The organism is Streptomyces sp. NPDC002467 (assembly GCF_042889825.1).
GTDB lineage: Bacteria > Actinomycetota > Actinomycetes > Streptomycetales > Streptomycetaceae > Streptomyces.
The window spans coordinates 590,345-614,131 of record NZ_JBIARJ010000001.1 but is presented as its reverse complement, the minus strand read 5'-3'; the positions used below and the strand labels follow the sequence as shown (position 1 = coordinate 614,131).

Here is a 23,787-nt window from a genome sequence, read left to right as displayed (position 1 = left end):
GTCAGTGGAACTGGCCCGGCTGGTAGTCGCCGGCGGGCATCTGGAGCATGACGTTCAGCCGGTTGTAGGTGTTCATCATGGCGATGAGGATCATCAGCGCGGCCAGCTGGTCCTCGTCGTAGTGCTTGGCCGCGTTCTCCCACACCTCGTCCGGCACGCCTCCGGCGCCGTCCGCGATGCGGGTGCCCTCCTCGGTCAGCTCCAGCGCGGCCCGCTCGGCCTCGGTGAAGACCGTCGCCTCGCGCCAGGCCGCGACCAGGTGGAGGCGCACCGCGCTCTCACCGGCGGCGGTCGCGTCCTTGGTGTGCATGTCGACGCAGAAACCGCACCCGTTGATCTGGCTCGCCCGCAGCGCCACCAGCTCCTGCGTGGCGGCCGGCAGCGCGGAACCCTTGATCGCCGCGCCCGCCGCCATGAAGTGCTTCATGACCTTGCCCGCGGTCTCGTTGCCGAAGATGTTCAGTCGGGGACCCATGGTCTTCTCCTCTGCCGTTCCCGGTGGCTACGACCCTTGAGACACCGCTGCCCGGGAGGCTGTGACAGGTTGGAAATGTGACCTGGGTCTCAGGGGCGGGGGAGCGGGTCCACCGGTTCGTGGGCCGACGCGATGCGGGGATCCACGATTTTTCTCTTGCTCCGCAATAACGAGAGAAAGAACCCCGCCAGACCCCTCCAGCCTCCCGGAATCGGCCGCTCACTCACACGGGTGACATATGCCAACTCAGCTGGATTTGGCGGCGGTTGGCCGGCATATGCTCTGCCCGACCACCCCAGACATGAGACGGCCCCCGCCGGGACGGCAATCCCGAACGAGGGCCTGACCTACGAGGAACTTCCCTTCCCCATGGCTTCCGAGCACTTTAACGCGCGCCCGGTGTTCCCGTCCGGAGTACGCCACGCACACGTCAAGCACACCTCGCACTTCACCGTCGTCGGCAACCACCTCGCCCAGCACCGCGAGTTGTCGCTCACCGCCATCGGGCTGGCCGTGTACATCCAGTCGGTGCCCGGCGGGACGCGGATCGGCATCAAGGACCTGGCCGGACGGTTCACCGAGGGTGAGATCCGGATCGCCTCCGCCCTTCGGGAGTTGGAGTGCGCGGGCTATCTCAGCCGAACGCGGGAACATCTGCCCGGTGGGCGAATCATCACCCGTACGGTGTCCCACAACCGCCCGGGAGCCGCCCCCGAGGTGCGACGCCCCGAGCCGCCGCCCCCGCCGCCCCCGGCATCCGAGCCGCGTTCCCGTCCTCGCGTGGAGCCCGTGCCCGTGCCCGTACCCGCGCCCGCACCCGTGGCGCCCGAGGCGGACATCCGGCCCGAGCCGCAGCCGGAACCCGCGCCGGAACCCACGTCCGAACCCCGGTCCGAAGCCCCTGCCCCGACCCCCGCACCGCCCGTTCCGGCGCCCAGTGACGTGTCCCCCGCCCGGCACCGGGCCGCGAGCGAGCTGCTCGCGCGCCTGCGACGCGTCGACCACCGTCTGCTGCTCGGCGAGCGGGACATCCGCCGGCTCGCTCCCGGCGTCGAGAGTTGGCTGGAGCGCGGGGCGTCCGCGGACGCGGTGGTGTGCGCGCTGACGGCCAACCTCCCCGCGCAGCCCCGCAATCCGGCCGGACTGATCGCACACCGCCTCTCGGCCCAACTGCCGCCGCTGCTGGGGCCGGTGCACCGCGCGCACGGCTACGTGCCGCCGGACCCGTTCCAGACCTGCCCCACGTGCGAACGCGCCTTCCGCAGCCCCGCGCCCGGCACGTGTGGAGACTGCGCGCAGATCGACGGCTTCCACGCCGCTTGACCGCGTGCCGCGGATAGCCTGCCGAGCATGATCGACTCATACGCGAAGCTCGACGACACCGCCGTCGCGACAGCCGCGGCGCAGGCCGGCGCGGACGTGGTCCGGAGGATGTACGGCCGGCGGCTCGACCGCATCGACAAGGGCGCCGGGGACTTCGCCACCGCCGCCGACGTCGAGGCCGAGGAGGCGATCCTCGGTGTCGTACGGGCCGCGCGTCCGGACGACGCGGTGCTGGGCGAGGAGGGCGGGCAGCGGGGTGGCGACGGGGTCGGTCGGCAGTGGCTGGTGGATCCCCTGTGCGGCACGCTGAACTACGCCGTCGGCAACATGCTGGTGGCCGTCAACGTGGCACTGCGCGACGGCGCCGCGGCCGTGGCCGACCCGTTCGCCGGCGAGGTGTTCGCGACCGACGGCAAGACCGCCTGGGTGCGTCGGGAGGGGGTCGCGGACGCACCGCTGGAGCCCTCCTCCGCCACCCGACTGGTGGACGTGAACCTCGACCCGCCGTTCCCCGGCGCTCCCGGCTTCCGGGCCGTCGACCTGCTGGCCCACCCCGGGTTCGTCGAGCGTTTCCGGCCGCGCGTCGTGTCCACGACGCTGGCGCTGGCATGGGTCGCCGCGGGCAAGCGCGCCGCGTACGTCACCGACGGCGGGGACCTCTCCGGGAGCGTCCACTTCGCCGCGGGCATCGCCCTGTGCCGGGCCGCGGGCTGCGTGGTCACCGGGATCGACGGCGGCCCGGTCGGGGAGTCGGGCCGTGGACTCGTGGTGGCCGCGGACGCCGAAACCCACGCGTTGCTGATGTCGCTGATCCGCGGCTGACGGTGAAGGTTCGTTTCTGCGGTGAACCGGCTCCGGCATACGGGTGAAGGCGGGATCAGAAACCTGTTCGGCGGCGCCCGCCGGCCGATATTCCTCCACCCGTGATCAAGAACGTCGCCGCCGCCGCGGTACTCGCCTTCAGCACGGCCCTCATCACCTGCGCCCCCGCGCAGGCCGCCGCCCCGCGGAGCGGCGGCGCCTACCCGTGGCCCCCGTACGGCCACGTGCTCCTCGCGCCCGCCCCGCTCCAGCCCGCGGCGGTGCCGGGCCGGCCCGCGGACCGCGGGTGGTTCGCCTACGCCCCCCTCGTCCTGGACGGCACCCGCGGCTGAGGCCGACACCCCCACACCCCCGTGCCCCTGGCGTGAATCCCCGGCAGGGGCACGGGCATGCGTACGGGAGCCGGGACCCTCCCGACCCGGGTCACTCGAACTTCGGCATCTCACCGACCGTCGTCGCCGTGTCGATCACCGCGAAGGCCGCTCCTTGCGGGTCGGTCACCGCCGCGAAGCGGCCGAACGGGCTGTCCATCGGCCCGAAGTGCAGCTTTCCGCCGAGCGCCTGGGTCTTCGCGACCGCTTCGTCGCAGTTCGGGACGGCGAAGTAGACCTGGACGTAGGACGGAATCTCGGGCGGGAACTCCTCGCCCATGGGCATCCGGCCCATGACCGGGTTCTCGGGGCCGCCGACGCTGAAGATCTTGTAGTCCATCCCGGATTCGCCCGGATCCATCTGCTGGACGCCGTACGGGAAGACCTTCGGCAGGAACGCGTCCGCCTTGGCCGCGTCCCGCGTGAAGACCTCGGCCCAGGCGAACGACCCGTTCTCGCCCGTCTTCTCGAAGCCCTTGTGGTCACCCGGCTGCCAGACGCCGAAGACCGCCCCGCTCGGCTCCTTCGCGACCAGCATCGTGCCGAACGGGCCGACCTGCATCGGGCCCATCAGCACCTCGCCGCCGGCCGACGTGACCTTCGCGGCGGTGGCCGCCGCATCGGGCGAGGCGAAGTACAGACACCACTGCGAGGGCGCTTCGACCCCCGGCATCGGCGGGACGACGGCGGCCACGGCCTTTCCGTCGGAGTACGCCTGCGTGTAATTGCCGTACTCGCTGCTGGCATCCCCGAAGGTCCAGCCCAGTACGTCGCCGTAGAAGGACTTGGCGCCCTCCACATCGGCGAACATCGCGTCCACCCAGCACGGCGCGCCTTCGGTGAACTCAACCATGATCGATCGACTCCTCGGCTTGCTCTTCGACTGTTCGACTGCACGAACCACGCTAGGGGCGGGGTCCGACAACCGCGCGGGAAGCGCGTCCGCGGGGGACCCTGGAGCCATGGACAACGAGATCACCATCCGGCTCGCGCAGCAGCCAGAGGCCGACGCGCTGCTCTCGCGGAGCCCGCTCGCCGCGCTGGTCGGGATGCTGCTGGACCAGCAGGTGCCGATGGAGTGGGCGTTCTCCGGGCCGTGGACGATCGCCCAGCGGCTGGGCTCCGACGATCTGGACGCGCACGAGATCGCCGCCTACGACCCCGAGGCCTTCGCCGCCCTGCTCTCGGAAAAACCGGCCGTGCACCGCTATCCGGGCTCGATGGCGAAGCGCGTCCAGCAGCTGTGCGCGTACCTCGTCGAGCACTACGAAGGGGACGCGGCGGCCGTCTGGGCCGACGCGGGGACGGGCGCGGAGCTGCTGAAGCGGCTGAAGGCGCTGCCGGGCTTCGGGGAGCAGAAGGCGCAGATCTTCCTGGCGCTGCTGGGCAAGCGGCTGGGGGTGCGGCCGAAGGGCTGGCGGGAGGCGGCGGGCGGCTACGGGCAGGCGAACGTCTACCGGTCGGCGGCGGACATCACGGGGCCGGAGTCGCTGGCCAAGGTACGGGCGCACAAGCAGGAGATGAAGGCCGCCGCCAAGGCCTCGCGGGACGGCGCGTGAACCGGGTCCGGTGACGCGGCACTTCGGGTGCCGCCCGGCCTCCCGGGGCTCCGCCCCGGACCCCCGCGCCTCAAACGCCGGCGGGGCCGAGATGGCTGCTCCCGCCGGCGGGGCTGGATGTGGCCGGCGGAAATCACACGGGAATTGACCGGTCTGAAAGGCCACCGATTGACCCCTGTGGCCGGTCTATCCGGACCGTAGATTGGGGGACATGACAGAGATCACCGCCACCCGCGCCGCCACCGCCGAAGCCGTCCACGACGCCCCGGGCAGCCTCATCACGCTGCTCACGGACACCGCCGAACTCACCTGCAACACCGCCACCTTCGACGAGGGCGCCGCCGGGGCCCCGGTGCACTTCCACACCAAGGCCACCGAGTTCTTCCACGTCACCGCGGGCCGGCTCGACGTCCTCGTCGGCGACGAGATCCAGACCCTCGAAGCCGGCGACTTCATCGCGATCCCGCCGGGCGTGAAGCACGCCTTCGCCCCGACCGCCGGGCACACCGCGAGCGTCTTCGTCGGCTTCACCCCCGGCATGGGCCGCTTCGACTACTACCGGCTCCTCGGCCGGGTCAACGCGGGCGAGGCCACCGTGCAGGACATCAAGGACAGCTCGACGGCGTACGACAACCACTACGCGGAGAGCGCCGCCTGGAGCGGCCGCCGCCGCAGCGCCGAGCCGTAGACCACGTCGGCGTCGAGGCGCCGCAGCTCCTCCGAGATCAGTTCGGCGTTGCTGCGGATCTTCAGGGCCACCTTGCGGTCGACGCTCCCCGGCAGCACCAGCGTGGCCAGCGCGCCCGCGGGGCGGTCCACCCGGATCTCGCCGCCGGTGGTGCGCATGGTCACCCGGGTGATCACCGGGCCGGGGCTCTCCACCCGCTCCACCGGGACGCCGAGCCGGTCCTCCAGCCAGCGGGCCAGCAGCTCGGCGCTCACGTTGTCGGCCTCGCTCTCCACCGTCGCCCCCGTCACCGGCAGCGGCTTCTGGTCGAGCGCGGCGGCCAGCAGCGCCCGCCACTGGGTCAGCCTCGTCCAGGCCAGGTCGGTGTCGCCCGGGTGGTAGCCCGCGGCCCGCTCGTCGAGCACGGCCACCGGGTCGGTGGCGGCCGCCGCGTCGGTGATCCGGCGCTGCGCCAGCGCGCCCAGCGGGTCCCCGGCCAGGTCGGCGGGGGCGTCGGCCGGCCACCACGCCACCACGGGCGCGTCCGGCACCAGCAGCGGCAGCACGACCGAGGCGGTGTGCTCGGTCAGCGCCCCGTGCAGGCGCAGCATCACGATCTCCCCGGTGCCGGCGTCGGTGCCGACCCGCAGCTCGGCGTCCATCCGGGTCGCCCGGAGCGTGAGCGGGCCGCGCGACACCCGCTTGATCACCGCGATGATGCGGCACGGGTGCTCCCGCGAGGCCTCCGAGGCCGCGCGCACGGCGTCGTAGGCGTTCTCCTCGTCGGTGACGACGACGAGGGTCAGCACCAGCCCCATCGTGGGACTGCCTATGGCCCGGCGGGCTTCGAGCAGGGCCCGGTTGACCTTGCTGGAGGTGGTGTCGGTGAGTTCGGTCCACATGCGGCGAGTCTGTCAGCGAGCGGCCGTACGGCGGCAATCGGTTCGCTCGACTCCGCCTCGAACCGACGTCCCGCGCCGCACCCCGCTCACCGCCGCCGCCGGGCCGTACCGAAGATCGAGCGGGAGATCTCCCGGCCGAGCTGGGTCCCGACCGACCGGGCCAGCGAGCGGAACAGGCCGCTGCCCACGACCTGTTCGGCCAGTGACGGTTCCGGTTCGGGAGCGCCCCGCGCACCCCGGGCCGCTTCCTTCTCGGCCTCCTTCGCCTGCTTCTCCGCCTCCGCGGCGGCCGCTGCCGCCTCCGCCTCGGCCTCGGCGGCGGCCTGTTCGGCGCTGATCTTCTCGTACGCGGACTCGCGGTCGACCGGTTCCGCGTAACGCGACCACAGCAGCGAGGACTTCACGGCCTGATCCAACCCGCCCGCGTCGATCGGGCCCATCAGCGACTGCGGAGCGCGCAATCGGGTCGCGGCCACCGGGGTGGGGGCGCCCTTCTCGCTGAGCACCGTGACGACGGCCTCGCCGGTGCCCAGCCCCGTGAGCAGTTCCTCAAGGTCATACGGGGAGTTGGGGAAGGTCCTCACCGTCGCCTTCAGCGCCTTCGCGTCGTCGGGGGTGAAGGCGCGCAGCGCGTGCTGTACGCGGTTGCCGAGCTGGGCGAGCACGTCGGCCGGTACGTCCTTGGGCGTCTGGGTCACGAAGAACACGCCGACACCCTTGGAGCGGATGAGGCGGACGGTCTGGGTGATGGATTCGAGGAAGGCCTTCGAGGCGCCGTTGAAGAGCAGGTGCGCCTCGTCGAAGAAGAAGACGAGCTTGGGCTTCTCCAGGTCGCCGACCTCCGGCAGGTCGGTGTAGAGGTCGGCCAGCAGCCACATCAGGAAGGTGGAGAAGAGCTGCGGTTTGTCCTGGACGGCCGGGAGTTCCAACAGGGAGACCGTGCCGCGGCCGTCGGCGGCCGTGCGGAGGAACTCGCTCGTGTCGAACTCCGGCTCGCCGAAGAACTCCGAGGCGCCCTGCTGCTCGAAGGCGGTCAGGGCCCGCAGGATCACCCCGGCGGTCACGGTGGACAGCCCGCCGATCCCCTTCAGTTCGGGTTTCCCCTTGTCGGAGACGAGGAAGGCGACGACGGCGCGCAGATCCTTGAGGTCGATCAGCTCCAGACCCTTGGAGTCGGCGTAGTGGAAGATCAGGCCGAGCGACTGCTCCTGCGTCTGGTTGAGCCGGAGCACCTTCGACAGCAGGACCGGGCCGAAGCCGGTGACGGTGGAGCGGATCGGGATCCCGGGCCCGATGCCGCCGAGGGAGTAGAACTCGCTCGGGCATCCGCTGGGCTCCCAGTCCTGGCCCACCTCACGGGCCCGTTCGGCGACCTTCTCGCCCGCCGCGCCCGGCACGGAGATCCCCGAGACGTCTCCCTTGATGTCCGCGAGGAAGACGGGTACGCCTTGGGCGGACAACTGCTCGGCGATCAGCTGGAGCGTCTTGGTCTTGCCGGTGCCGGTGGCGCCCGCGACCAGACCGTGCCGGTTGAGCATCGACAGGGGGATGCGGATCTGCCGTTCCGGCAGGCAGGAACCGTCCCAGAGCAGGGCTCCGAGGTCGAGCGCCGGCCCGGTGAAGGCGTATCCGGCGGCGATCTCCGCGGCCGGTCCGGTCTGCTCGGCATGGTCCGTCGAGGCGGCGGCGTCGGTGCTCTCACTCATGCATCACTCCCGAAATAGCCCCGTCTGACACTTTTGCACCAACGTCGCGAGGCTGCGCCCGCAGGCGCGGGCCCGGTAGGCTTTCCGTGTGATCTTCAAGCGCATCGGAAGCGGACGGCCGTACCCCGACCACGGCAGGGAAACCACCCGGCAGTGGGCGGACGTCGCGCCGCGCCCGGTCCGGCTCGACCAGTTGGTGACGACCAAGGGCCAGCTGGACCTGGAAACGCTGCTCGCCGAGGACTCCACCTTCTACGGCGACCTGTTCGCCCACGTCGTGAAGTGGCGGGGCGACCTCTACCTGGAGGACGGGCTGCACCGCGCCGTGCGCGCGGCCCTCCAGCAGCGCCAGGTGCTGCACGCGCGCGTCCTCGAAATGGACTGACCGCTTCGCGGCGGATTGCGCCTTTCGGGTCTCGATTGACCTATCAGCAGATCATTGAGTGGGCATCGCCCCCGGGCGGCACTACGCTGCGCCCATGAGCATGCTCACTCCCCCCGGCATGGGCGGAAAGTACCGCGTCACGGGAGCCGCCTACCCTCGCATGAGCCGTAAGCGGAGCCGTCGTCGGATCGTCTTCGCCGTGCTCGGCTCGGTCCTCGCGCTCGCCCTGCTCGGCTATGGAGCCCTGCAGCTCATCGACGTGTTCCAGGGCGACACCGCCAAACGGAACGCGGCCGCGGCCGCCGAGGACTGCAAGAAGAAGGCGGCGGCCGCCGCCGCCAAGGGCGCCCCCGCGGCCGCCTCCCCGAAACCGGCGGTCGCCCTCCCGCAGCCCGGCGAGATCACCGTCAACGTCTACAACGCGACCCCGCGGGCCGGCCTCGCCAAGGCCGTCGGCGACGAACTGCAAAAACGCGGATTCGTCATCGGCAAGGTCGGCAACGCCCCCGCCGACTTCGACAAGAAGGTCACCGGCGCCGGGATACTGCTGGGCTCCCCGTCGACCGACAAAGCCGCCTACTCGGTACTCGGCGCGCAGCTCGCCGGCGCCACCCAGCAGACCGACACCCGCGAAGGCGCGGACATCGACCTGATCCTGGGCGACGCCTTCACCGAGCTCACCGCGAAGGCGGAGGCGGACAAGGCGCTGGCCCTGCTGGCCAACCCCGCGCCCGCGCCCGTCAAGTGCTGAACCCCTGACCGTTCCGGGAGGGCTACTCGGCCGAGCCGTACATGCGGTCGCCCGCGTCGCCCAGCCCCGGAACGATGTAGCCGTGCTCGTTGAGCCGCTCGTCCACCGCGGCCGTCACCACGGTCACCGGCGTGCCCGCCAGCTCGCGCTCCATGATCTCCACGCCCTCCGGCGCGGCCAGCAGCACCACGGCCGTCACGTCGTCGGCGCCGCGCTTGATCAGCTCCTGGATCGCCGCGACCAGCGTGCCGCCGGTGGCGAGCATCGGGTCGACCACGTAGACCTGGCGGCCCGAGAGGTCCTCCGGCATGCGCGTCGCGTACGTGGAGGCCTCCAGGGTCTCCTCGTTGCGGACCATGCCCAGGAAGCCCACCTCGGCCGTCGGCAGCAGCCGCACCATGCCGTCGAGCATGCCGAGGCCGGCGCGCAGGATCGGCACGACCAGCGGGCGCGGGTACGAGAGCTTCACGCCGGTCGTGGGGCCCACCGGGGTCTCGATGTCGGCCTGCTCGGTCCGCACGTCGCGCGTGGCCTCGTACGCGAGCAGGGTCACGAGCTCGTCGGCGAGCCGACGGAACGTGGGCGAGTCGGTGCGCTTGTCGCGCAGGGTCGTGAGCTTGTGCGCCACCAAGGGGTGATCGACTACCTGCAAACGCACAACATCCTCCAAGATTCGGCCTGCGACCTGCAAAAACGGCCGCGAGACGCGACCCACACACAAAAGGCTACGCGCTGAGCGGGCCCGTTCGCGCCCCGCACGCCGCCCCCGCACGCCGCCCTCCCGCGCCGCCCTCCCGCGCCGCCCTCCCGCGCCGCCCTCCCGCGCCGCCCTCCCGCGCCGCCTTCGCGCGCCGCCTTCGCACGCCACCCCCGGCCCCGCCCCCGGACGGCCCCGGATGCGGACCACCCGTACGCCCCGCACGCTGGACTGATGACGCACGCACCCGTGATCGCAGCCGTCGACGGATCCGAACACAGCCTCAAGGCCCTGGAATGGGCACGGGCGGCGGCCGTCCGGCACGGGACGGAGCTGCTGATCGCCCATGTCCTGCCCGACCACGCCCAGTTGTATGCGGGCCGCCGTTCCGCACTTCGCGACGGCTCGGAGCCCGAGGAGTACGCCGACCCGGTGAGCGACCGGATCCGGGCCCTGCTCGGCGGCAGCGGCGGCAAGCTGCCCGCGGGGGTGCGGTACGAGTCGCTGGAGGGCTCCGTGCCCGAGGCCCTGCGCGTCATCGGCGCGGAGGCCATGATGCTGGTCATGGGCTCCCGGGGGCGCGGGGGCTTCGCCAGCCTGCTGCTGGGCTCCAACAGCCGCGCCGTGGCCTCCACGGCGCCCTGCGCGGTCGTGGTGGTCCCGCACGCGGAACGCGCGGCGGGGGCCGAGACGGAGGAGTCGGCGGGGCGGGTGGTGCTCGGCCTGCACGCCTCCGAGACCCCCGACGACGTACTGGCCTTCGCCTTCGCGGAGGCCGCCGCGCGGGGGACCGCCGTCCAGGTGGTCTCCGCGTACGTCATCCCGCCCGTGCCGACCATGGTGGTGGACGCCCCCTTCGTGGTGATCCCGCCCGAGGGGCTGCCGGAGGAGGGGGAGGACGCCGTACCGGCCGAGCTGGAGATGCTGCGCTCCCAGACGGAGCGGCTGGCGCCCTTCCGGACCCTGTACCCGGACGTCCGGGTCGAGCAGACGGCCGTGCCCGGCGACCCGGCGGGCCGGCTCGTCACGGCCTCCCGGTCGGCGGCCCTGATCGTGGTCGGCCGCCACCACCCGAGGCGCACCGCGCTGTCCCTCCAGATCGGCTCGGTGGCGCACGCGGTGCTCCACCACGCCCACGGGCCGGTGGCCGTCGTACCGACCCTGACGGACGACTCCTGACCGCGCTCCCGGCCCTCCCCCCGACCCCGCTGACCCGCTTGACCTGCACTTGGGTGGCATCAAACCGGCTGTTCGGGGGAAAGTGGGTGCGAGGGGGACGACCGACCAGCACGGGGTGGTGGCCGATGCCCGACACGCAGCCGAGCGACAACACGGCGGAACCGCCGGAGACCGCCGCACAGCGCCGAGCGCGCCGAGCGCAGTTCCTGCGCGACCTGATGGAGGCCCGCGCCCTGCGCGACCGGGTCCAGCCCCGTCGCGCCCGCGCGGCCCGCATGCGCCAACAGATGCGCATGCGCACCTTCCGCTGGTAGTGCCGACCCAGCCCGCCGCTCCATCCGACCCGTCCGCCCCCGCCGGCCCACGCAGCCCCGCCGGCGTTTGAGGCGCGGGGTCCGGGGCAGAGCCCCGGCAGCGGCGCCGCACCGGCCGCCCGACACGCCGCCCCGCAAAGCCTGTACGACCCCGGCCGGGAGGCGCCACGGCACGACGCAACCGCGGAAGACCTCTCGCAAAGCCGCCGTTTCTGCCACGATGCCGATTGGGCGGGGCACGGACGGCGATGCAGCACCGCACGACGCACCACAGCCGTTCCGCCCCAACCTCCGGCCGGGGGGACCTCCAACCGGCACGCCTAAGACCAGTGGGAGAGTCACGGTGTACTTCGCCGCACTGCTCGCGCGCACCGAAGACGGGTGGGAAGCGAGCGACATGGAACTCGACGACGTCGAGTCCCTCAGTGATCTGATCGATCTCGCCCGTTCCGCCGCTGTCGACGACGACACGGTGGTCGCCCTCATCGAGCAGGAGGACGCCTGGTTCGGCGTCGTCCGCGTGGACGGCGAGGAGGACCCGCGGTACTTCGTATCGAACGCCGCCGCGGCCGCCCGCAGCTCCTACGGCTCGATGCTGACCAAAGAGCTGCTGGGCAACGACGAGGAGGACGACGAACTCGACGAGCTCGACCTGGACGGCACCGAGGACGGCGAGGAGGACTCCGTGTCCGCCTACGCGGACGAGGACGCCGACGAGGGCGAGGCGGGTGGGAGCGGCTCGGAGCCGGTTCCGGCCGGTCCGCTCGGTGACCCCCGGCTGCTGGACGACCTCGGGGTGACCAACAAGCAGCTGATGACCCTCGACGGGGACGCTCTCTCGGAGATCGCCGAGTCCCTCGGCGCCACCGAGGTCCTGGAGGCCGTCCGCTAGTGATCCACATGCACGACGCGCACACTCCGGATCCCGTACGGGATCCCTGGCGGGACTCCATGCGCCTCGCGCTCCAGGAGGCCGCCCTGGCGGTGCCGGCCGGCGACGTGCCGGTCGGCGCCGTCGTGCTCGGCCCGGCGGGGGAGCTCCTCGCCACGGGCCACAACGAGCGCGAGGCGACCGGCGACCCGACCGCGCACGCCGAAGTGGTCGCGCTGCGGCGGGCGGCCGCCGCGCTCGGGGAATGGCGCCTTCCGGGGTGCACCCTCGTGGTGACCCTGGAACCGTGCGTGATGTGCGCGGGCGCGCTCGTGCAGTCACGCGTCGCCCGGGTCGTCTACGGCGCGGACGACGACAAGGCGGGCGCCGCGGGCTCGCTCTGGGACCTCGTACGGGACCGCAGGCTCAACCACCGGCCGGAGGTGGTCCGGGGCGTCCTCGCGGAGGAGTGCGCTCGGCAGCTGACGGACTTCTTCCGCACCCTTTGATGCGGGTTTCGCCCGGTTTCACAGGCTCGCCGGACGCCGATTTCAGAGGATGCCTCTCCGTAGGCTAGGATCCATCTCGGTAGTGTGTCCGAGTGGCCGAAGGAGCTCGCCTCGAAAGCGAGTATGGGGCAACCCATCGGGGGTTCAAATCCCTCCACTACCGCTCCGATCGAGAGCCCCGTCCCGCAAGGGACGGGGCTCTCGGCGTATCCGGGTGAATCCAGCCCCGCCGGCGTGTGAGGCGCGGGTCCGGGGCGGAGTCCCGGCAGCGGTGCCGCACCGGCCCACGACCCGCACCCCCCGGAGCAACCGCCCGCCTGTCCGGAGGACACCGGCGTGACCGCCCGCCCCCTCGGCCGTTGTCACGGCATGACCAAGACCCAGCGCATGCTCGCCGCCATCGCCCTCGCGGGGGCCGCCGCGGGCCTCGCCGCTCCCGCCGCCTCCGCCGCCGACGCCCCGATCTCGCCCCTCTCCCTCCCCGACCTGCCGACGGCGGCCCCCGGCATGCCGGCCGGCGCGACGCCCGCCTCGGTCCAGGAGATCGGCGCGAAGCTCAGCGAGGGCGCGAACCAGCTCAACCAGCTCATGGAGCTGCCGAACCAGCTGGCGCCCGTCATCGCCCCCGTACAGCCCATCACGGACCTCGCCGGCGGCATCGAGTAGGACGCGCGGAACGGCGGGAAGAAGACGGGCGCACACGAAGAAGGCCCCGACCGCGGGGGTCGGGACCTTCGACGTATGGGACGGGGGAAGTGGCATCGGGGGGACAAGCCACTTCCCCCGTTGAGGACGGAACCTGCCGACCCGGGCCGCAGTCAGGGGGGAAGCTTGCGGCTCGGACCCCGCAGTGAGGCCCTGTCCCTCACCCACCGGTTTCCTGCCAGAACCGGTGGGCTCACAACAAGCATGCGCCCCGTGCGAAGGTCGCCCCAGCGGCAAAGGACCCGTCCCACCGGGTCATTGGTCCTTAAAGGACAGGTGAGTGCCCAATCCTGACCGGTTAGACTCACCCGACTCACAAAGGACCGGTTGGGGAGGCCGCGCGCCCGTGGACACCAAGAAGCTCATCACGAGCGCCCTGACCGTCTTCGTCCTCTTCGTCATCATCACCCAGCCGAAGAGGGCGGCCGAGATCGTGGAAATCGGCTTCCAGGGGATATCGGACGCGGCCTCCGGCATCGGCGAGTTCATGACCGAACTGGTGCGCTGACCCGTAGGCTGAAGCGGTTCCCGGACTTCCGGCCCCCCACTCCGACGGGTGGGGGTTTTTTGCGTACCCGCAGCCGGATGGAATGCCACGATATGCCCAACTTGCCCTCAACACGGCGATATACGGTGCTTGCACACAGTGCACATCTCTTGTGATGCTATGACCGCTTTTGACGGATGCGTTGACTGAAGTTGACTGAAGGGGTGGCGTGACCGTGCCGGCCAGTACAGCGCCTCAGGTGCCACCCCAGCAGGACCCCCACCCCCAGCAAGAGGCCCACCAGGCTCATCAGGCCCACCAGGCCCACCAGGCCCTCCAGGACCCCCAGGTCCCGCCCCAGCAGGACGAGCCCCCGGCGCCGACCCCGGCGTCCGGCTCGACGACCAACCCGGTGACGCCCACGGCCACTCTCACGGCCACGGCCACGCCCCCGCCCGCTCCCGGCGCCCAGCGGACGCAGAGCCGGGGCGCGGACACCCGGGCCCTCACCCAGGTCCTCTTCGGGCAGCTGAAGGCCCTGGAACCGGGCACCAGCGAGCACAACCGGGTGCGCGGGGCCCTCATCGAGGCCAACCTCCCCCTCGTCCGCTACGCGGCCGCACGCTTCCGCAGCCGCAACGAGCCGATGGAGGACGTGGTCCAGGTCGGCACCATCGGCCTGATCAACGCCATCGACCGCTTCGACCCGGACCGGGGCGTACAGTTCCCGACCTTCGCGATGCCGACCGTCGTGGGCGAGATCAAGCGGTACTTCCGCGACAACGTCCGGACCGTGCACGTCCCGCGCCGCCTCCACGAGCTGTGGGTTCAGGTCAACGCCGCCACCGAGGACCTCACCACCCTCCACGGCCGCACCCCGACCACCCCCGAGATCGCCGAGCGGCTGCGCATCACCGAGGACGAGGTGCTCTCCTGCATCGAGGCGGGGCGCAGCTACCACGCGACCTCGCTGGAGGCCGCACAGGAGGGCGACGGGATGCCCGGGCTGCTCGACCGCCTCGGGTACGAGGACCCCGAGCTGGCCGGGGTCGAGCACCGCGACCTCGTACGCCATCTCCTCGTACAACTGCCCGAGCGCGAACAACGCATCCTGCTCCTGCGGTACTACAACAATCTGACGCAGTCCCAGATCAGTGCCGAGCTGGGCGTTTCGCAGATGCACGTCTCCCGGCTGCTCGCCCGCAGCTTCGCCCGACTGCGATCCGCAAACAGGATCGAGGCGTAACCGGAACGGGTGGAGATCATCCACCCGTTTTCCCGACAGAACCGGCCGATCCCCTTCTGACCTGTTCTGTCGCTGGAGACATATGTCGATATGGCGCTACAGCGCGTTGCCGACATGTGACATTCTGCTGGAACCGCGTTTGCCGCAGCCCCGCCTCCGGTATTCAGGTGGAGGCTGCGTTCCTCCGACGGGCGCGCAGTACGCGTCCGTCCGCGACCTCAAGGGGGTGGCATGTCCGTAGACCAGGGCAGCTCCAAGGTGCTCACGCTCGTCAAGAGCGCGGCGCCGCCGGCAGTGTCCAACCGCTCGGAAGCCATCGACACCCGCACTCTCTCCCGCTCCCTCTTCCAGCGACTTGCCACCCTGGACCTGGACAGCCCCGAACGGGCGTACGTACGCGACACCCTGATCGAGCTGAACCTGCCGCTCGTGCGGTACGCGGCGGCCCGCTTCCGCAGCCGCAACGAGCCGATGGAGGACATCGTCCAGGTCGGCACCATCGGCCTGATCAAGGCGATCGACCGGTTCGACTGCGAACGCGGGGTGGAGTTCCCGACGTTCGCGATGCCGACCGTCGTGGGCGAGATCAAACGATTCTTTCGGGACACCTCGTGGTCCGTGCGCGTTCCGCGCCGGCTCCAGGAGCTGCGCCTCGCGCTGACCAAGGCCAGCGACGAACTCGCGCAGAAGCTGGACCGGTCGCCGACCGTGCCGGAGCTCGCCGCCGTGCTCGGGGTCTCGGAGGAGGACGTCGTCGACGGCCTCGCCGTCGGCAACGCGTACACCGCCTCCTCGCTCGACTCGCCCTCACCCGAGGACGAGGGCGGCGAGGGCTCGCTCGCGGACCGCCTCGGCTACGAGGACACCGCGCTCGAAGGCGTCGAGTACCGCGAATCCCTCAAGCCGCTGCTCGCCAAACTCCCGCCCAGGGAACGGCAGATCATCATGCTGAGGTTCTTCGCGAACATGACCCAGTCGCAGATCGGCGAGGAGGTCGGCATCTCCCAGATGCACGTCTCCCGGCTGCTGACGCGCACGCTGGCGCAGCTGCGCGCGGGTCTCATCGGAGAGTGACGCGGTGTCGGTCCGGCTCCGAGTGAGCCGTACGGGTTCCCAATTGACGGAGCGTCAGTAAAACTGGCGCGATGCGAACGGGATCCCGTACGGCCGCCCCGGCCGCCCTCCTCGCCCTGTGCTGCACCGCCGTCGCCGCCCTCACCGGCTGCGGGGGCCCGGCCCGGGACGGCTACGTCGCCGTGGGCGCCGCCGCCCCGGGCCCCGAGCGGGGGGCCGGCGAGAACGTGGCTCCCCAGGGCGCCGTGGAGTTCCAGCAGCTCGGCGGCCCGTCGCCGGCGGGCGGCTCGTCCGCTTCGGCCAGTACGTCGGCCGGTACGTCGACCGGCCCGGCGGGGTCCGGGTCGCCCGGCGGCTCCACCCCGGGCGGGGCGGCACCCGCCGCTCCCGGAGGCTCCGCGAACGCCCCCGGCGCTTCACCGGGCCAGGGTTCTCCCGGCACCACCCCCGGCGCCCCGTCCGGGACGGGCGGCACGCCGGGCTCTGGCGCCGGCACTCCGGGCTCGGGCGGCGGCACGCCGACGAAGCCCGGCACGACGCCTCCGGCGCCGCCCACGACCCCCGCGAAGCTGACGCTGTCCACGCCGACCCGGTCGGCCGCCGGCGACCGCTGGTGCGAGCGGGTCACCGTGACCTTCACCAACACCGGCACCACGGCGGCACGTTCGGGCACGGTGAGCTTCGCGACCCACGTCATCGGCGCCCTCGGCGTCGACTGGGCCACGATCACCACGACCCAGGCCCTGCCCGCGCCCATCGCGGGCGGCAGCTCGAAGACCCAGGGCTACACGGTGTGCGTGGAGGCCTGGCGGGTGCCGCTGGGCATGCACGTGGAGACCCAGAAGGTCACGGCCACCTGGAACTGAGGCCTCGGGCCGCCGGTGCCTCCCGCGCCGTCAGCCCCGTCAGTGCGGTCAGTGCCGTCAGTGCGGTCAGTGCGGTCAGTGCGGTCAGCGCAGGACGGCCCAGGCCACCGCGCCGATGACGACGACGAGCGCGATCACCAGTGCGATCTTCGCGACCGGGGTCCCGGACCGCTCCTGCGCCTGCGCCTCGCGGCGCTGCCGCCGTGAGCCCGCCCCCGTCGGCGAGACCGGCGCGGCCTCCTCCACGAAGGCCCGGAACATCTGAGTGCTGCCCGCGGGGTCGTAGTCGCCCTCGGGGCCCTGTGGGGTGTGGTTCGCAGCCATGGGTCAGGACCCTAGCGGGTTTTCCGATTCCTTTACCGCTCCACCCTCCGAATTCATTTGCCTGTAGCAACCATCCGCTTCTATGGTTGCTTGAAGCAACAAGATGGGGAGGGCGTGCGGTGACCACCACCACTCGGTACGAGGAGCTGGCCCGCCGGCTCACCGGGATCGGCGCGGTCAAGCGCGACCTCGCCCGCGTCCTGCCCCCCGACTGCCCGCCGGGCGCGGCCGCCGTCCTCACCGTCCTCGACCGGCACGGCGAGATGCGGCTGAGCCGGCTCACCGAGCTCATGGCCGTCGACATCTCCGTGACCAGCCGGCACGTCACGCACGTCGCCGAACGTGGCTGGATCGCGCGGGAGACCGACCCGGGGGACGGGCGCTGCCGGATCCTGCGGCTCACCCCGTCCGGACACGCGCTCCTCGCCGAGCTCGGAGCCCGGTACACGGCAGCGCTGGAAAAGGCACTGGCCGACTGGTCGGCCGAGGACATCGACGTACTCAACACCCTGCTGGCCCGACTCCGATCGAGCTTCTAGACCAAAGGAAACACATGGCCACGACGGAGAAGCCGACAGGCGGCACGTCCACCACCGCCTCCGGCACCGCCCCCGACACCCCGTCCATGACCCACCCGCAGATCATGAAGGCGTTGTCCGGGCTGATGCTCGGCATGTTCGTGGCGATCCTGTCCTCGACGATCGTCTCCAACGCCCTGCCCCAGATCATCAGCGACCTCGGCGGCACCCAGTCCTCGTACACCTGGGTCGTGACCGCCGCCCTGCTGTCGATGACGGCCGCGACCCCGCTGTGGGGCAAGCTGTCCGACCTCTTCAGCAAGAAGCTGCTGGTCCAGATATCCCTGGTGATCTACGTACTCGGCTCCGTCGTCGCGGGTCTGTCCCAGAACACCGGCACGCTCATCGCCTGCCGCGTGGTCCAGGGCATCGGCGTCGGCGGCCTGTCCGCGCTCGCCCAGATCGTCATGGCCGCGATGATCTCCCCGCGCGAGCGCGGCCGGTACAGCGGCTACCTCGGCGCGGTGTTCGCCGTCGCCACCGTCGGCGGACCGCTGCTCGGCGGCGTCATCACCGACACCGACTGGCTGGGCTGGCGCTGGTGCTTCTACGTCGGCGTGCCCTTCGCGGTGATCGCGCTGATCGTGCTCCAGCGGACGCTGCACCTGCCCGTCGTCCGGCGTGACGTGAAGGTCGACTGGCTGGGCGCCTTCCTGATCAGCGGCGCCGTCTCGCTGCTGCTGATCTGGGTCACGCAGGCCGGCAGCTCCTACGAGTGGATGTCCTGGCAGACCTGGACGATGACCGGCGGCGCCGTTCTGCTCGGCCTGCTCTTCGTCCTCGTCGAGTCCCGCGCGAGCGACCCGATCATCCCGCTGCGGCTGTTCCGCAACAAGACCATCAGCCTCGCCTCGGCCGCATCCCTCTTCGTGGGCATCGCGATGTTCTCGGGGACCGTGTTTTTCAGCCAGTTCTTCCAGTTGGCCCGTGGCGAGTCCCCCACGATGTCCGGAATCCTCACGATTCCGATGATCGGCGGGCTCTTCGTCTCCTCCACCGTTTCCGGTCAGGTGATCACCAAGACCGGCAAGTGGAAGGCCTGGCTGGTCTCCGGCGGCGTGCTGCTGACGGCCGGACTGGGTCTGCTCGGCACCCTGCGCTACGACACCCCCTACTGGCACATCGCGATCTACATGGCGCTGACCGGCCTCGGCCTCGGCATGATGATGCAGAACCTGGTCCTCGCCACGCAGAACCAGGTGGCCCCCGAGGACCTGGGCGCGGCCAGCTCGGTCGTGACGTTCTTCCGCTCGCTCGGCGGTGCGATGGGCGTCTCGGCGCTGGGTGCGGTCATGGCCAACCGGGTCACGCACTACGTCCAGGACGGGATCGCCGCGCTCGGCCCGAAGGCCGCCGCCGCCATGGGCCACGGCGGCACCGCCGGTGGCGGGATCCCCGACCTCGACAAGCTGCCCGCGCCGATCCGCACGGTCGTGGAGTCCTCGTACGGACACGGCGTCGGCGACGTCTTCCTCTACGCCGCCCCGTTCGCGCTGCTCTCGCTGGTGCTGGTGGTGTTCATCAAGGAGGTCGCGCTGAAGTCGAAGCCGGCGGCCCACGCCCCGGCCGCGGCTTCCGGCGAGTCGAACGCCGAGGGCGGGACCTCCCCCGCGGAGACGGCCTCGCTGCGGGCCTGAGCGGCCGGCCCGGAAGGGCGGGCCTCTGCGGGCGGCTTGAGCGGGCGGCTCGACCGGGCTGTGGCCTGGTCGAGCCGCCCGCGCGGTGCCTAGGGGGTGGACTTCGCCTCGATGCCCGCGATCAGCACGTCGAGCGCCAGGCAGAAGTCGCCCTCGGGCGCCCGCCGGATCGTGCCCCCGCACCCGTGCAGGAACTGCGTGACGGCCAGGTGGGCGCCGGTCCGGGAGGCGTCCGCCAGACCGGTCGCGTCCAGCAGCCGCTGGAGGTCGGCGTCGAAGGCCCGGGCGTGCGGGCCGATGTTCGGGTAGGCGGCGGTGAGCGGAGCCACCCAGGGGTGGTCCGCCAGGACCCGCCGGTAGCCGCGGGCCAGCGCCCTCAGCCGACCGGGCCAGCCGTCGGACCCGTCCGGCCCGGTCGGGGGCGCGAGCTCGCCCAGGGCACTGTCCAGGGCGAGTTCGAGCAGATCGTGCTTGGTGTCCACGTACCAGTACAGGGACATCGCGGTGACCCCGAGCCCGGCGGCCAGCCGCCGCATCGAGAACCGGGCCAGACCGTCGGCGTCGAGCAGCCGCACGGTGGCGGCGGTGATCCGTTCCCGGTCCAGCCCGGAGGGTGCCTCGCTACGGCGTCTTGCGGGTGCGGCGGACCTGTCGGCCAGCCAGACACTGGACCGGATCTCACCGGAATCGGCCGCGGTCATCATGGAGGCACCCTCCTCATGACAGGTGGATCAGTCCGGAATGCCCGGTCCGCCCTCTCGATGCTAGGGGGTGTTGCTCCGGTGGGGTCGGATCAGGAGGTTCCGGACACCGGGGCCGTCAGGTCGTAGAAGGTGGCGCCGCCGACCGTGGAGGTCTTGAAGCCGGCCTTGACCCAACTCTCGATCGCGGTGCTGGTACCCCCGCCCGGGCCACCGCCACCGGCGCGGCCACCGCCCGCCTCGCCGGCCGCGCCGTTGCCGCCACCGGCTCCTGCCTGCGCGATGAAGTAGTGGATCTTCCCTTCCGCCACGTACTTCTTGAACTGCTCCAGCGTCGGCGAGGGATCGCTGCCGTTGAAGCCGCCGAGCGCCATCACCGGCTCGCCCGATGCCAGCTGGTAGCTCGCCGCGTTCTGCGAGCCGACCGCTGCCGCCGCCCAGGTGTACTTGCCGGCGTCGGCCCGCAGGGCCGCCTTCGCCTCGGCGCCGACCCGGGCGCCGTTCAGCAGGCCGCCGGGACCACCCTGACCGCCGCCGAAGCGCTCGAACCCCTGGCCCCTGCCCTGGCCTTGCCCTTGACCCTGGCCCTGGCCCTGGCCCTGGCCTTGGCCCTGGCCCTGCGACATGCCGCCCTGGGGAACGCCTCCCTGGGGCATGCCACCCTGACCGCCGGGGCCGCCCTGCGGCATTCCGCCGGGCATTCCGCCCGGCAGGCCGCCGCCCTGACCGCCGCCGGAGCCTCCGGCCGCCGGTCCACCGGCCTGGCCGAACCGCATGCCGCCCGGTCCGCCCCGACCGCCCGCCACCGCAGGCCCTGCCGTCACGATCGACCCCGTGTGCCCGGTGCTCACGGTCGTCAGGCAGTACGCGAACGGCCCCGCCAGCGCCGCGCCCAGGCCGACCGCCGCCACCGCCTGCAGGCCCCTGCGCCCCAGTACCCCGGCGAACGGCAGCGCCGCCGCGACGAGCAGCCCCACCACCAGCACCGTCCAGCGCAGCCACGGCAGGTATCCGGTGGCCCGGCCCAGCAGCACCCACGACCAGACCGCCGTCAGCGCCAGCACCCCGGACAGGGTGAACACGGCCGCCTTGCCGCCCCGTTCCTCCCACAGCACGGCCACGCCCATGCCGACCAACGCGGCCACGAACGGCGCCAGCGCCACCGTGTAGTACTCGTGGAAGATGCCCTGCATGAAGCTGAACACCACCGCGGTGATCAGCAGCGCACCGCCCCAGACCAGGAACGCCGCCCGGGCCATGCCCTCCAGCGAATCGGCGGCCCGGCGGGCCCGCCACGTGACCACGAGTCCGACGACCAGCAGCACCAGGGCCGCCGGCAGCAGCCAGGAGATCTGACCGCCGATGTTGCCGGAGAAGAGCCGGTCGATGCCGGTCTCGCCCCAGCCCCCGCCGCCTCCGCCCCTCATGCCCGGCCCGCCCTCGAACAGGCCGTAGCCTCCGGCGCCGCCGGCCCCGCCCGTCCGCGTGCCGCCGCCGACACTGCCGGTCTCGTTGCCGTTGATCCGGCCCAGACCGTTGTAGCCGAGGGTCAGTTCCAGGAAGGAGTTGTTCTGCGAACCGCCGATGTACGGGCGGGAGGACGCGGGCCACAGCTCGACGATGGCCACCCACCAACCGCCGGCCACCACCATCGCGAGCCCGGAGAGCAGCAGCTGGCCCAGCCTCCTGCGCAGCCGGGTCGGCGCGCAGACCGCGTACACCACGGCGAGCGGCGGCAGGATGACGAAGGCCTGCAGCGTCTTCGTCAGGAAGGCGAAGCCGACGGCGACACCCGCCCAGACCAGCCACTTGGTACGGGCCCCGTCGAGGGCGCGCAGTACGCAGTACACGGTGACGGTCAGCAGCAGGGTCAGCAGCGCGTCGGGGTTGTTGAAGCGGAACATCAGCGCGGCGACGGGCGTGAGCGCGAAGGCCGCACCGCTGAGCAGCGCCGCACCCGGACCGAACTGCCGGCGCACCGCGGCGTACAGCACGGCCGTCGTACCGACGCCCATCAGGGCCTGCGGGACGAGGATCTGCCAGGAGCCGAGCCCGAACAGCCGGACGGACAGCATCATCGGCCACAGCGAGGCCGGGGGCTTGTCGACGGTGATCGAGTTGCCGGCGTCCGAGGACCCGAAGAAGAAGGCCTTCCAGCTCTCGCTGCCCGCCTGCACGGCCGCGGAATAGAAGGAGTTGGCGTAGCCGGAGGAGCCCAGGTCCCACAGCAGCAGGACGGCTGTGGCGATCAGCAGCCCGGCGAAGGCGGGCCGCTCCCAGCGGGGCCTGTCGACGGCGTGCCGGCCGGTGTGCGGCCGGGCCTCGGGGACGGGGTGGAGCGGAGGTGCGGCCGTGGTCATCGAATGTCGTCCTTCACGGGGGTGTCGCGGCGCTCGGGGAAGACCCAGGCACGGAAGAGCAGGAAGCGCAGCACGGTGGCGGCGAGGTTCGCGGTGATCAGCACGGCCAGCTCGGTGCTGTGCGCGGGATCGGCGGTGGCAGCTCCGAGGGCGGCGAGGGAGCCGCTGGTCAGCGCGAGCCCGATGGCGAACACCACCAGGCCCTGGGCCTGGTGGCGTACGGCCCGGTCCCGGCCGCGCACGCCGAAGGTGAGCCTCCGGTTGGCGGCCGTGTTCGCGACGGCGGAGAGCAGCAGGGCCGCGCCGTTGGCGAGCTGCGACCCGGTCCCGACCCGGAACGCCGAGTACAGGAGCAGGTAGAGCAGGGTGGACAGGACCCCGACGGCGCAGAAGCCCAGGAGCTGGCGGGCCAGCCCGCCCTCCACCCCGGGCAGAGCCGCGCGGTCGCGCGGGTCGTCGCCGAAGGGGCGGGCGAGCCGGTCCAGCGGGAGCGCGCCGACGGCGAGCGCCCTGCCGATCCGCCAGACGCCCTTGAGGTCCTCGGTGGCGGTCCGGACGATGTGGACGGTGGAGTCGGGGTCGTCGACCCAGTCCACCGGGACCTCGTGGATCCGCAGTCCGGCCCGCTCCGCGAGTACGAGCATCTCGGTGTCGAAGAACCAGCCCGAATCCTCCACCAGCGGCAGCAGCCGCTCGGCGACCTCCCGCCGGATGGCCTTGAACCCGCACTGGGCATCGCTGAAGCGGGCGGCGAGGGAGGAACGCAGGAGGAGGTTGTAGGCGCGGGAGACGAACTCCCTCTTCGCTCCCCGCACCACCCGCGAGGAGCGGGCGAGGCGGGTGCCGATGGCGAGGTCGGAGTGGCCGGAGATCAGGGGGGCGACCAGCGGCAGCAGCGCGTTGAGGTCGGTGGAGAGGTCCACGTCCATGTACGCGAGGACGGGGGCGTCGGAGGCCGACCAGACGGTGCGCAGGGCCCTTCCCCGGCCCTTCTCCTCCAGCCGTGCGCTCCGTACGCCGTCCAGGCTTTCGGCCAGCGCCGCCGCGACCTCGGGGGTGCGGTCGGTGCTCGCGTTGTCGGCGACCGTGATCCGGAAGGGGTAGGGGAAGGTGCGGGTGAGGTGCTCGTGCAGCCTGCGCACACAGGGGCCGAGGTCCTTCTCCTCGTTGAACACCGGGATCACCACGTCGAGGACGGGCCGGCCGGGAACGGGCGCGAGGGGCGCCCGCGCCGGCAGGGCCCCGGGAGAGGTGTCGGTTGGCATGGTCCGACATTCG

Annotated in this window: 27 protein-coding genes and 1 tRNA gene; 19 read left to right on the top strand and 9 right to left on the bottom strand. The window is 71.9% G+C overall.

Features of this window, described 5'->3' with window-relative positions; all coding sequences use genetic code 11:
• Window position 1: 1 nt before the first annotated feature.
• Complete coding sequence (locus ACFYYJ_RS02915; protein ID WP_385125601.1) at window positions 2–475, bottom strand: carboxymuconolactone decarboxylase family protein; 474 nt, start codon at window positions 473–475, stop codon at window positions 2–4.
• A 369-nt stretch (window positions 476–844) separates the two neighbouring features.
• Here ACFYYJ_RS02915 and ACFYYJ_RS02910 point away from each other — a divergent pair, with 369 nt between their 5' ends.
• The 3 genes from ACFYYJ_RS02910 to ACFYYJ_RS02900 all read left to right on the top strand — a co-directional run bounded on the left by ACFYYJ_RS02910 (window position 845) and on the right by ACFYYJ_RS02900 (window position 2,952).
• Entirely contained in the window at window positions 845–1,798 is a 954-nt protein-coding gene (locus ACFYYJ_RS02910; protein ID WP_389127917.1) for a helix-turn-helix domain-containing protein, read from the top strand.
• Window positions 1,799–1,825: 27 nt separating this feature from the next.
• Complete coding sequence (locus tag ACFYYJ_RS02905; RefSeq protein WP_385357403.1) at window positions 1,826–2,620, top strand: inositol monophosphatase family protein; 795 nt, start codon at window positions 1,826–1,828, stop codon at window positions 2,618–2,620.
• 101 nt (window positions 2,621–2,721) lie between these two features.
• Entirely contained in the window at window positions 2,722–2,952 is a 231-nt protein-coding gene (locus ACFYYJ_RS02900; protein WP_389127915.1) for a hypothetical protein, read from the top strand.
• A gap of 91 nt (window positions 2,953–3,043) precedes the next feature.
• On the opposite strand, the gene ACFYYJ_RS02895 is transcribed toward ACFYYJ_RS02900, so the two are convergent.
• Complete coding sequence (locus ACFYYJ_RS02895; protein WP_389127913.1) at window positions 3,044–3,844, bottom strand: VOC family protein; 801 nt, start codon at window positions 3,842–3,844, stop codon at window positions 3,044–3,046.
• A gap of 109 nt (window positions 3,845–3,953) precedes the next feature.
• Here ACFYYJ_RS02895 and ACFYYJ_RS02890 point away from each other — a divergent pair, with 109 nt between their 5' ends.
• Together ACFYYJ_RS02890 and ACFYYJ_RS02885 are read left to right on the top strand one after the other, a co-directional pair.
• Window positions 3,954–4,550 (top strand): HhH-GPD-type base excision DNA repair protein, encoded by a 597-nt coding sequence (locus tag ACFYYJ_RS02890; RefSeq protein ID WP_385125610.1) that lies wholly within the window; start codon window positions 3,954–3,956, stop codon window positions 4,548–4,550.
• Window positions 4,551–4,761: 211 nt separating this feature from the next.
• On the top strand, window positions 4,762–5,238 hold the full coding sequence (locus ACFYYJ_RS02885; protein WP_385357409.1) for a cupin domain-containing protein: 477 nt from the start codon (window positions 4,762–4,764) through the stop codon (window positions 5,236–5,238).
• Here the strand turns inward: ACFYYJ_RS02885 and opcA are convergent.
• Together opcA and ACFYYJ_RS02875 are read right to left on the bottom strand one after the other, a co-directional pair.
• Window positions 5,187–6,119 carry a glucose-6-phosphate dehydrogenase assembly protein OpcA gene (gene opcA / locus ACFYYJ_RS02880; protein ID WP_389127911.1) on the bottom strand — a complete coding sequence of 311 codons (933 nt, stop codon included), beginning with the start codon at window positions 6,117–6,119 and terminating at the stop codon, window positions 5,187–5,189. The genes ACFYYJ_RS02885 and opcA overlap by 52 nt on opposite strands.
• 86 nt (window positions 6,120–6,205) lie before the next feature.
• Entirely contained in the window at window positions 6,206–7,825 is a 1,620-nt protein-coding gene (locus ACFYYJ_RS02875; RefSeq protein WP_389127909.1) for a helicase HerA-like domain-containing protein, read from the bottom strand.
• Between the two features lie 88 nt (window positions 7,826–7,913).
• On the opposite strand from ACFYYJ_RS02875, the gene ACFYYJ_RS02870 reads away from it, so the two are divergent.
• Together ACFYYJ_RS02870 and ACFYYJ_RS02865 are read left to right on the top strand one after the other, a co-directional pair.
• The gene (locus ACFYYJ_RS02870; RefSeq protein WP_030010424.1) at window positions 7,914–8,210 is read left to right on the top strand and encodes a type II toxin-antitoxin system VapB family antitoxin; all 297 of its coding nucleotides are present in this window, start codon (window positions 7,914–7,916) and stop codon (window positions 8,208–8,210) included.
• Between the two features lie 94 nt (window positions 8,211–8,304).
• On the top strand, window positions 8,305–8,961 hold the full coding sequence (locus tag ACFYYJ_RS02865; protein ID WP_385357414.1) for a LytR C-terminal domain-containing protein: 657 nt from the start codon (window positions 8,305–8,307) through the stop codon (window positions 8,959–8,961).
• A 22-nt stretch (window positions 8,962–8,983) separates the two neighbouring features.
• On the opposite strand, the gene upp is transcribed toward ACFYYJ_RS02865, so the two are convergent.
• Entirely contained in the window at window positions 8,984–9,619 is a 636-nt protein-coding gene (gene upp / locus ACFYYJ_RS02860; protein WP_376659269.1) for a uracil phosphoribosyltransferase, read from the bottom strand.
• A 273-nt stretch (window positions 9,620–9,892) separates the two neighbouring features.
• On the opposite strand from upp, the gene ACFYYJ_RS02855 reads away from it, so the two are divergent.
• The 10 genes from ACFYYJ_RS02855 (at window position 9,893) to ACFYYJ_RS02810 (ending at window position 16,909) form a co-directional block, all read left to right on the top strand.
• Window positions 9,893–10,837 (top strand): universal stress protein, encoded by a 945-nt coding sequence (locus ACFYYJ_RS02855; RefSeq protein WP_389127906.1) that lies wholly within the window; start codon window positions 9,893–9,895, stop codon window positions 10,835–10,837.
• Between the two features lie 125 nt (window positions 10,838–10,962).
• The gene (locus ACFYYJ_RS02850) at window positions 10,963–11,151 is read left to right on the top strand and encodes a hypothetical protein (RefSeq protein ID WP_385125620.1); all 189 of its coding nucleotides are present in this window, start codon (window positions 10,963–10,965) and stop codon (window positions 11,149–11,151) included.
• A 343-nt stretch (window positions 11,152–11,494) separates the two neighbouring features.
• Entirely contained in the window at window positions 11,495–12,043 is a 549-nt protein-coding gene (locus ACFYYJ_RS02845; protein ID WP_385125622.1) for a hypothetical protein, read from the top strand.
• Window positions 12,044–12,051: 8 nt separating this feature from the next.
• Window positions 12,052–12,531 (top strand): tRNA adenosine(34) deaminase TadA, encoded by a 480-nt coding sequence (tadA, locus tag ACFYYJ_RS02840; RefSeq protein ID WP_385125739.1) that lies wholly within the window; start codon window positions 12,052–12,054, stop codon window positions 12,529–12,531.
• A 78-nt stretch (window positions 12,532–12,609) separates the two neighbouring features.
• Window positions 12,610–12,694, top strand: a tRNA-Ser gene (locus tag ACFYYJ_RS02835).
• A gap of 173 nt (window positions 12,695–12,867) precedes the next feature.
• Window positions 12,868–13,197 carry a hypothetical protein gene (locus ACFYYJ_RS02830; protein ID WP_385357419.1) on the top strand — a complete coding sequence of 110 codons (330 nt, stop codon included), beginning with the start codon at window positions 12,868–12,870 and terminating at the stop codon, window positions 13,195–13,197.
• Between the two features lie 385 nt (window positions 13,198–13,582).
• Entirely contained in the window at window positions 13,583–13,744 is a 162-nt protein-coding gene (locus ACFYYJ_RS02825) for a hypothetical protein (protein ID WP_365172386.1), read from the top strand.
• A gap of 391 nt (window positions 13,745–14,135) precedes the next feature.
• Window positions 14,136–14,969, top strand: coding sequence for an RNA polymerase sigma factor SigF (locus ACFYYJ_RS02820; protein ID WP_389128062.1), 834 nt, complete (start codon window positions 14,136–14,138; stop codon window positions 14,967–14,969).
• A 231-nt stretch (window positions 14,970–15,200) separates the two neighbouring features.
• Window positions 15,201–16,043 (top strand): RNA polymerase sigma factor SigF, encoded by an 843-nt coding sequence (locus ACFYYJ_RS02815; protein ID WP_384586467.1) that lies wholly within the window; start codon window positions 15,201–15,203, stop codon window positions 16,041–16,043.
• 71 nt (window positions 16,044–16,114) lie between these two features.
• On the top strand, window positions 16,115–16,909 hold the full coding sequence (locus ACFYYJ_RS02810; RefSeq protein WP_389127903.1) for a hypothetical protein: 795 nt from the start codon (window positions 16,115–16,117) through the stop codon (window positions 16,907–16,909).
• Between the two features lie 84 nt (window positions 16,910–16,993).
• Here the strand turns inward: ACFYYJ_RS02810 and ACFYYJ_RS02805 are convergent, their stop codons facing one another.
• The gene (locus tag ACFYYJ_RS02805) at window positions 16,994–17,233 is read right to left on the bottom strand and encodes a hypothetical protein (RefSeq protein WP_385125627.1); all 240 of its coding nucleotides are present in this window, start codon (window positions 17,231–17,233) and stop codon (window positions 16,994–16,996) included.
• 119 nt (window positions 17,234–17,352) lie between these two features.
• Here ACFYYJ_RS02805 and ACFYYJ_RS02800 point away from each other — a divergent pair, with 119 nt between their 5' ends.
• Window positions 17,353–17,772, top strand: coding sequence for a MarR family winged helix-turn-helix transcriptional regulator (locus ACFYYJ_RS02800; protein ID WP_384748505.1), 420 nt, complete (start codon window positions 17,353–17,355; stop codon window positions 17,770–17,772).
• A 14-nt stretch (window positions 17,773–17,786) separates the two neighbouring features.
• On the top strand, window positions 17,787–19,448 hold the full coding sequence (locus tag ACFYYJ_RS02795; RefSeq protein ID WP_385125631.1) for an MDR family MFS transporter: 1,662 nt from the start codon (window positions 17,787–17,789) through the stop codon (window positions 19,446–19,448).
• A gap of 89 nt (window positions 19,449–19,537) precedes the next feature.
• Here ACFYYJ_RS02795 and ACFYYJ_RS02790 read toward each other — a convergent pair whose 3' ends face one another.
• From ACFYYJ_RS02790 to ACFYYJ_RS02780, 3 genes are all read right to left on the bottom strand, one after another.
• Window positions 19,538–20,149, bottom strand: coding sequence for a TetR/AcrR family transcriptional regulator (locus ACFYYJ_RS02790; RefSeq protein ID WP_389127900.1), 612 nt, complete (start codon window positions 20,147–20,149; stop codon window positions 19,538–19,540).
• A 92-nt stretch (window positions 20,150–20,241) separates the two neighbouring features.
• Window positions 20,242–22,509 (bottom strand): ArnT family glycosyltransferase, encoded by a 2,268-nt coding sequence (locus tag ACFYYJ_RS02785; protein WP_389127898.1) that lies wholly within the window; start codon window positions 22,507–22,509, stop codon window positions 20,242–20,244.
• On the bottom strand, window positions 22,506–23,774 hold the full coding sequence (locus ACFYYJ_RS02780; protein ID WP_389127896.1) for a glycosyltransferase: 1,269 nt from the start codon (window positions 23,772–23,774) through the stop codon (window positions 22,506–22,508). Before ACFYYJ_RS02780 ends, ACFYYJ_RS02785 begins: the two co-directional genes overlap by 4 nt.
• Window positions 23,775–23,787: the final 13 nt, after the last annotated feature.

Bases quoted from the DNA above. Each gene is read 5' to 3' on its own strand.
- ACFYYJ_RS02895 (WP_389127913.1), bottom strand. From the start codon at position 3,844: ATGGTTGAGTTCACCGAAGGCGCGCCGTGCTGGGTGGACGCGATGTTC.
- ACFYYJ_RS02790 (WP_389127900.1), bottom strand. From the start codon at position 20,149: ATGACCGCGGCCGATTCCGGTGAGATCCGGTCCAGTGTCTGGCTGGCC.
- ACFYYJ_RS02875 (WP_389127909.1), bottom strand. From the start codon at position 7,825: ATGAGTGAGAGCACCGACGCCGCCGCCTCGACGGACCATGCCGAGCAG.
- ACFYYJ_RS02805 (WP_385125627.1), bottom strand. From the start codon at position 17,233: ATGGCTGCGAACCACACCCCACAGGGCCCCGAGGGCGACTACGACCCC.
- ACFYYJ_RS02795 (WP_385125631.1), top strand. From the start codon at position 17,787: ATGGCCACGACGGAGAAGCCGACAGGCGGCACGTCCACCACCGCCTCC.
- tadA (WP_385125739.1), top strand. From the start codon at position 12,052: ATGCACGACGCGCACACTCCGGATCCCGTACGGGATCCCTGGCGGGAC.
- ACFYYJ_RS02810 (WP_389127903.1), top strand. From the start codon at position 16,115: ATGCGAACGGGATCCCGTACGGCCGCCCCGGCCGCCCTCCTCGCCCTG.
- ACFYYJ_RS02865 (WP_385357414.1), top strand. From the start codon at position 8,305: ATGAGCATGCTCACTCCCCCCGGCATGGGCGGAAAGTACCGCGTCACG.
- ACFYYJ_RS02915 (WP_385125601.1), bottom strand. From the start codon at position 475: ATGGGTCCCCGACTGAACATCTTCGGCAACGAGACCGCGGGCAAGGTC.
- ACFYYJ_RS02850 (WP_385125620.1), top strand. From the start codon at position 10,963: ATGCCCGACACGCAGCCGAGCGACAACACGGCGGAACCGCCGGAGACC.
- ACFYYJ_RS02785 (WP_389127898.1), bottom strand. From the start codon at position 22,509: ATGACCACGGCCGCACCTCCGCTCCACCCCGTCCCCGAGGCCCGGCCG.
- ACFYYJ_RS02780 (WP_389127896.1), bottom strand. From the start codon at position 23,774: ATGCCAACCGACACCTCTCCCGGGGCCCTGCCGGCGCGGGCGCCCCTC.
- ACFYYJ_RS02910 (WP_389127917.1), top strand. From the start codon at position 845: ATGGCTTCCGAGCACTTTAACGCGCGCCCGGTGTTCCCGTCCGGAGTA.
- ACFYYJ_RS02905 (WP_385357403.1), top strand. From the start codon at position 1,826: ATGATCGACTCATACGCGAAGCTCGACGACACCGCCGTCGCGACAGCC.
- ACFYYJ_RS02855 (WP_389127906.1), top strand. From the start codon at position 9,893: ATGACGCACGCACCCGTGATCGCAGCCGTCGACGGATCCGAACACAGC.
- ACFYYJ_RS02890 (WP_385125610.1), top strand. From the start codon at position 3,954: ATGGACAACGAGATCACCATCCGGCTCGCGCAGCAGCCAGAGGCCGAC.
- opcA (WP_389127911.1), bottom strand. From the start codon at position 6,119: ATGTGGACCGAACTCACCGACACCACCTCCAGCAAGGTCAACCGGGCC.
- ACFYYJ_RS02815 (WP_384586467.1), top strand. From the start codon at position 15,201: ATGTCCGTAGACCAGGGCAGCTCCAAGGTGCTCACGCTCGTCAAGAGC.
- ACFYYJ_RS02885 (WP_385357409.1), top strand. From the start codon at position 4,762: ATGACAGAGATCACCGCCACCCGCGCCGCCACCGCCGAAGCCGTCCAC.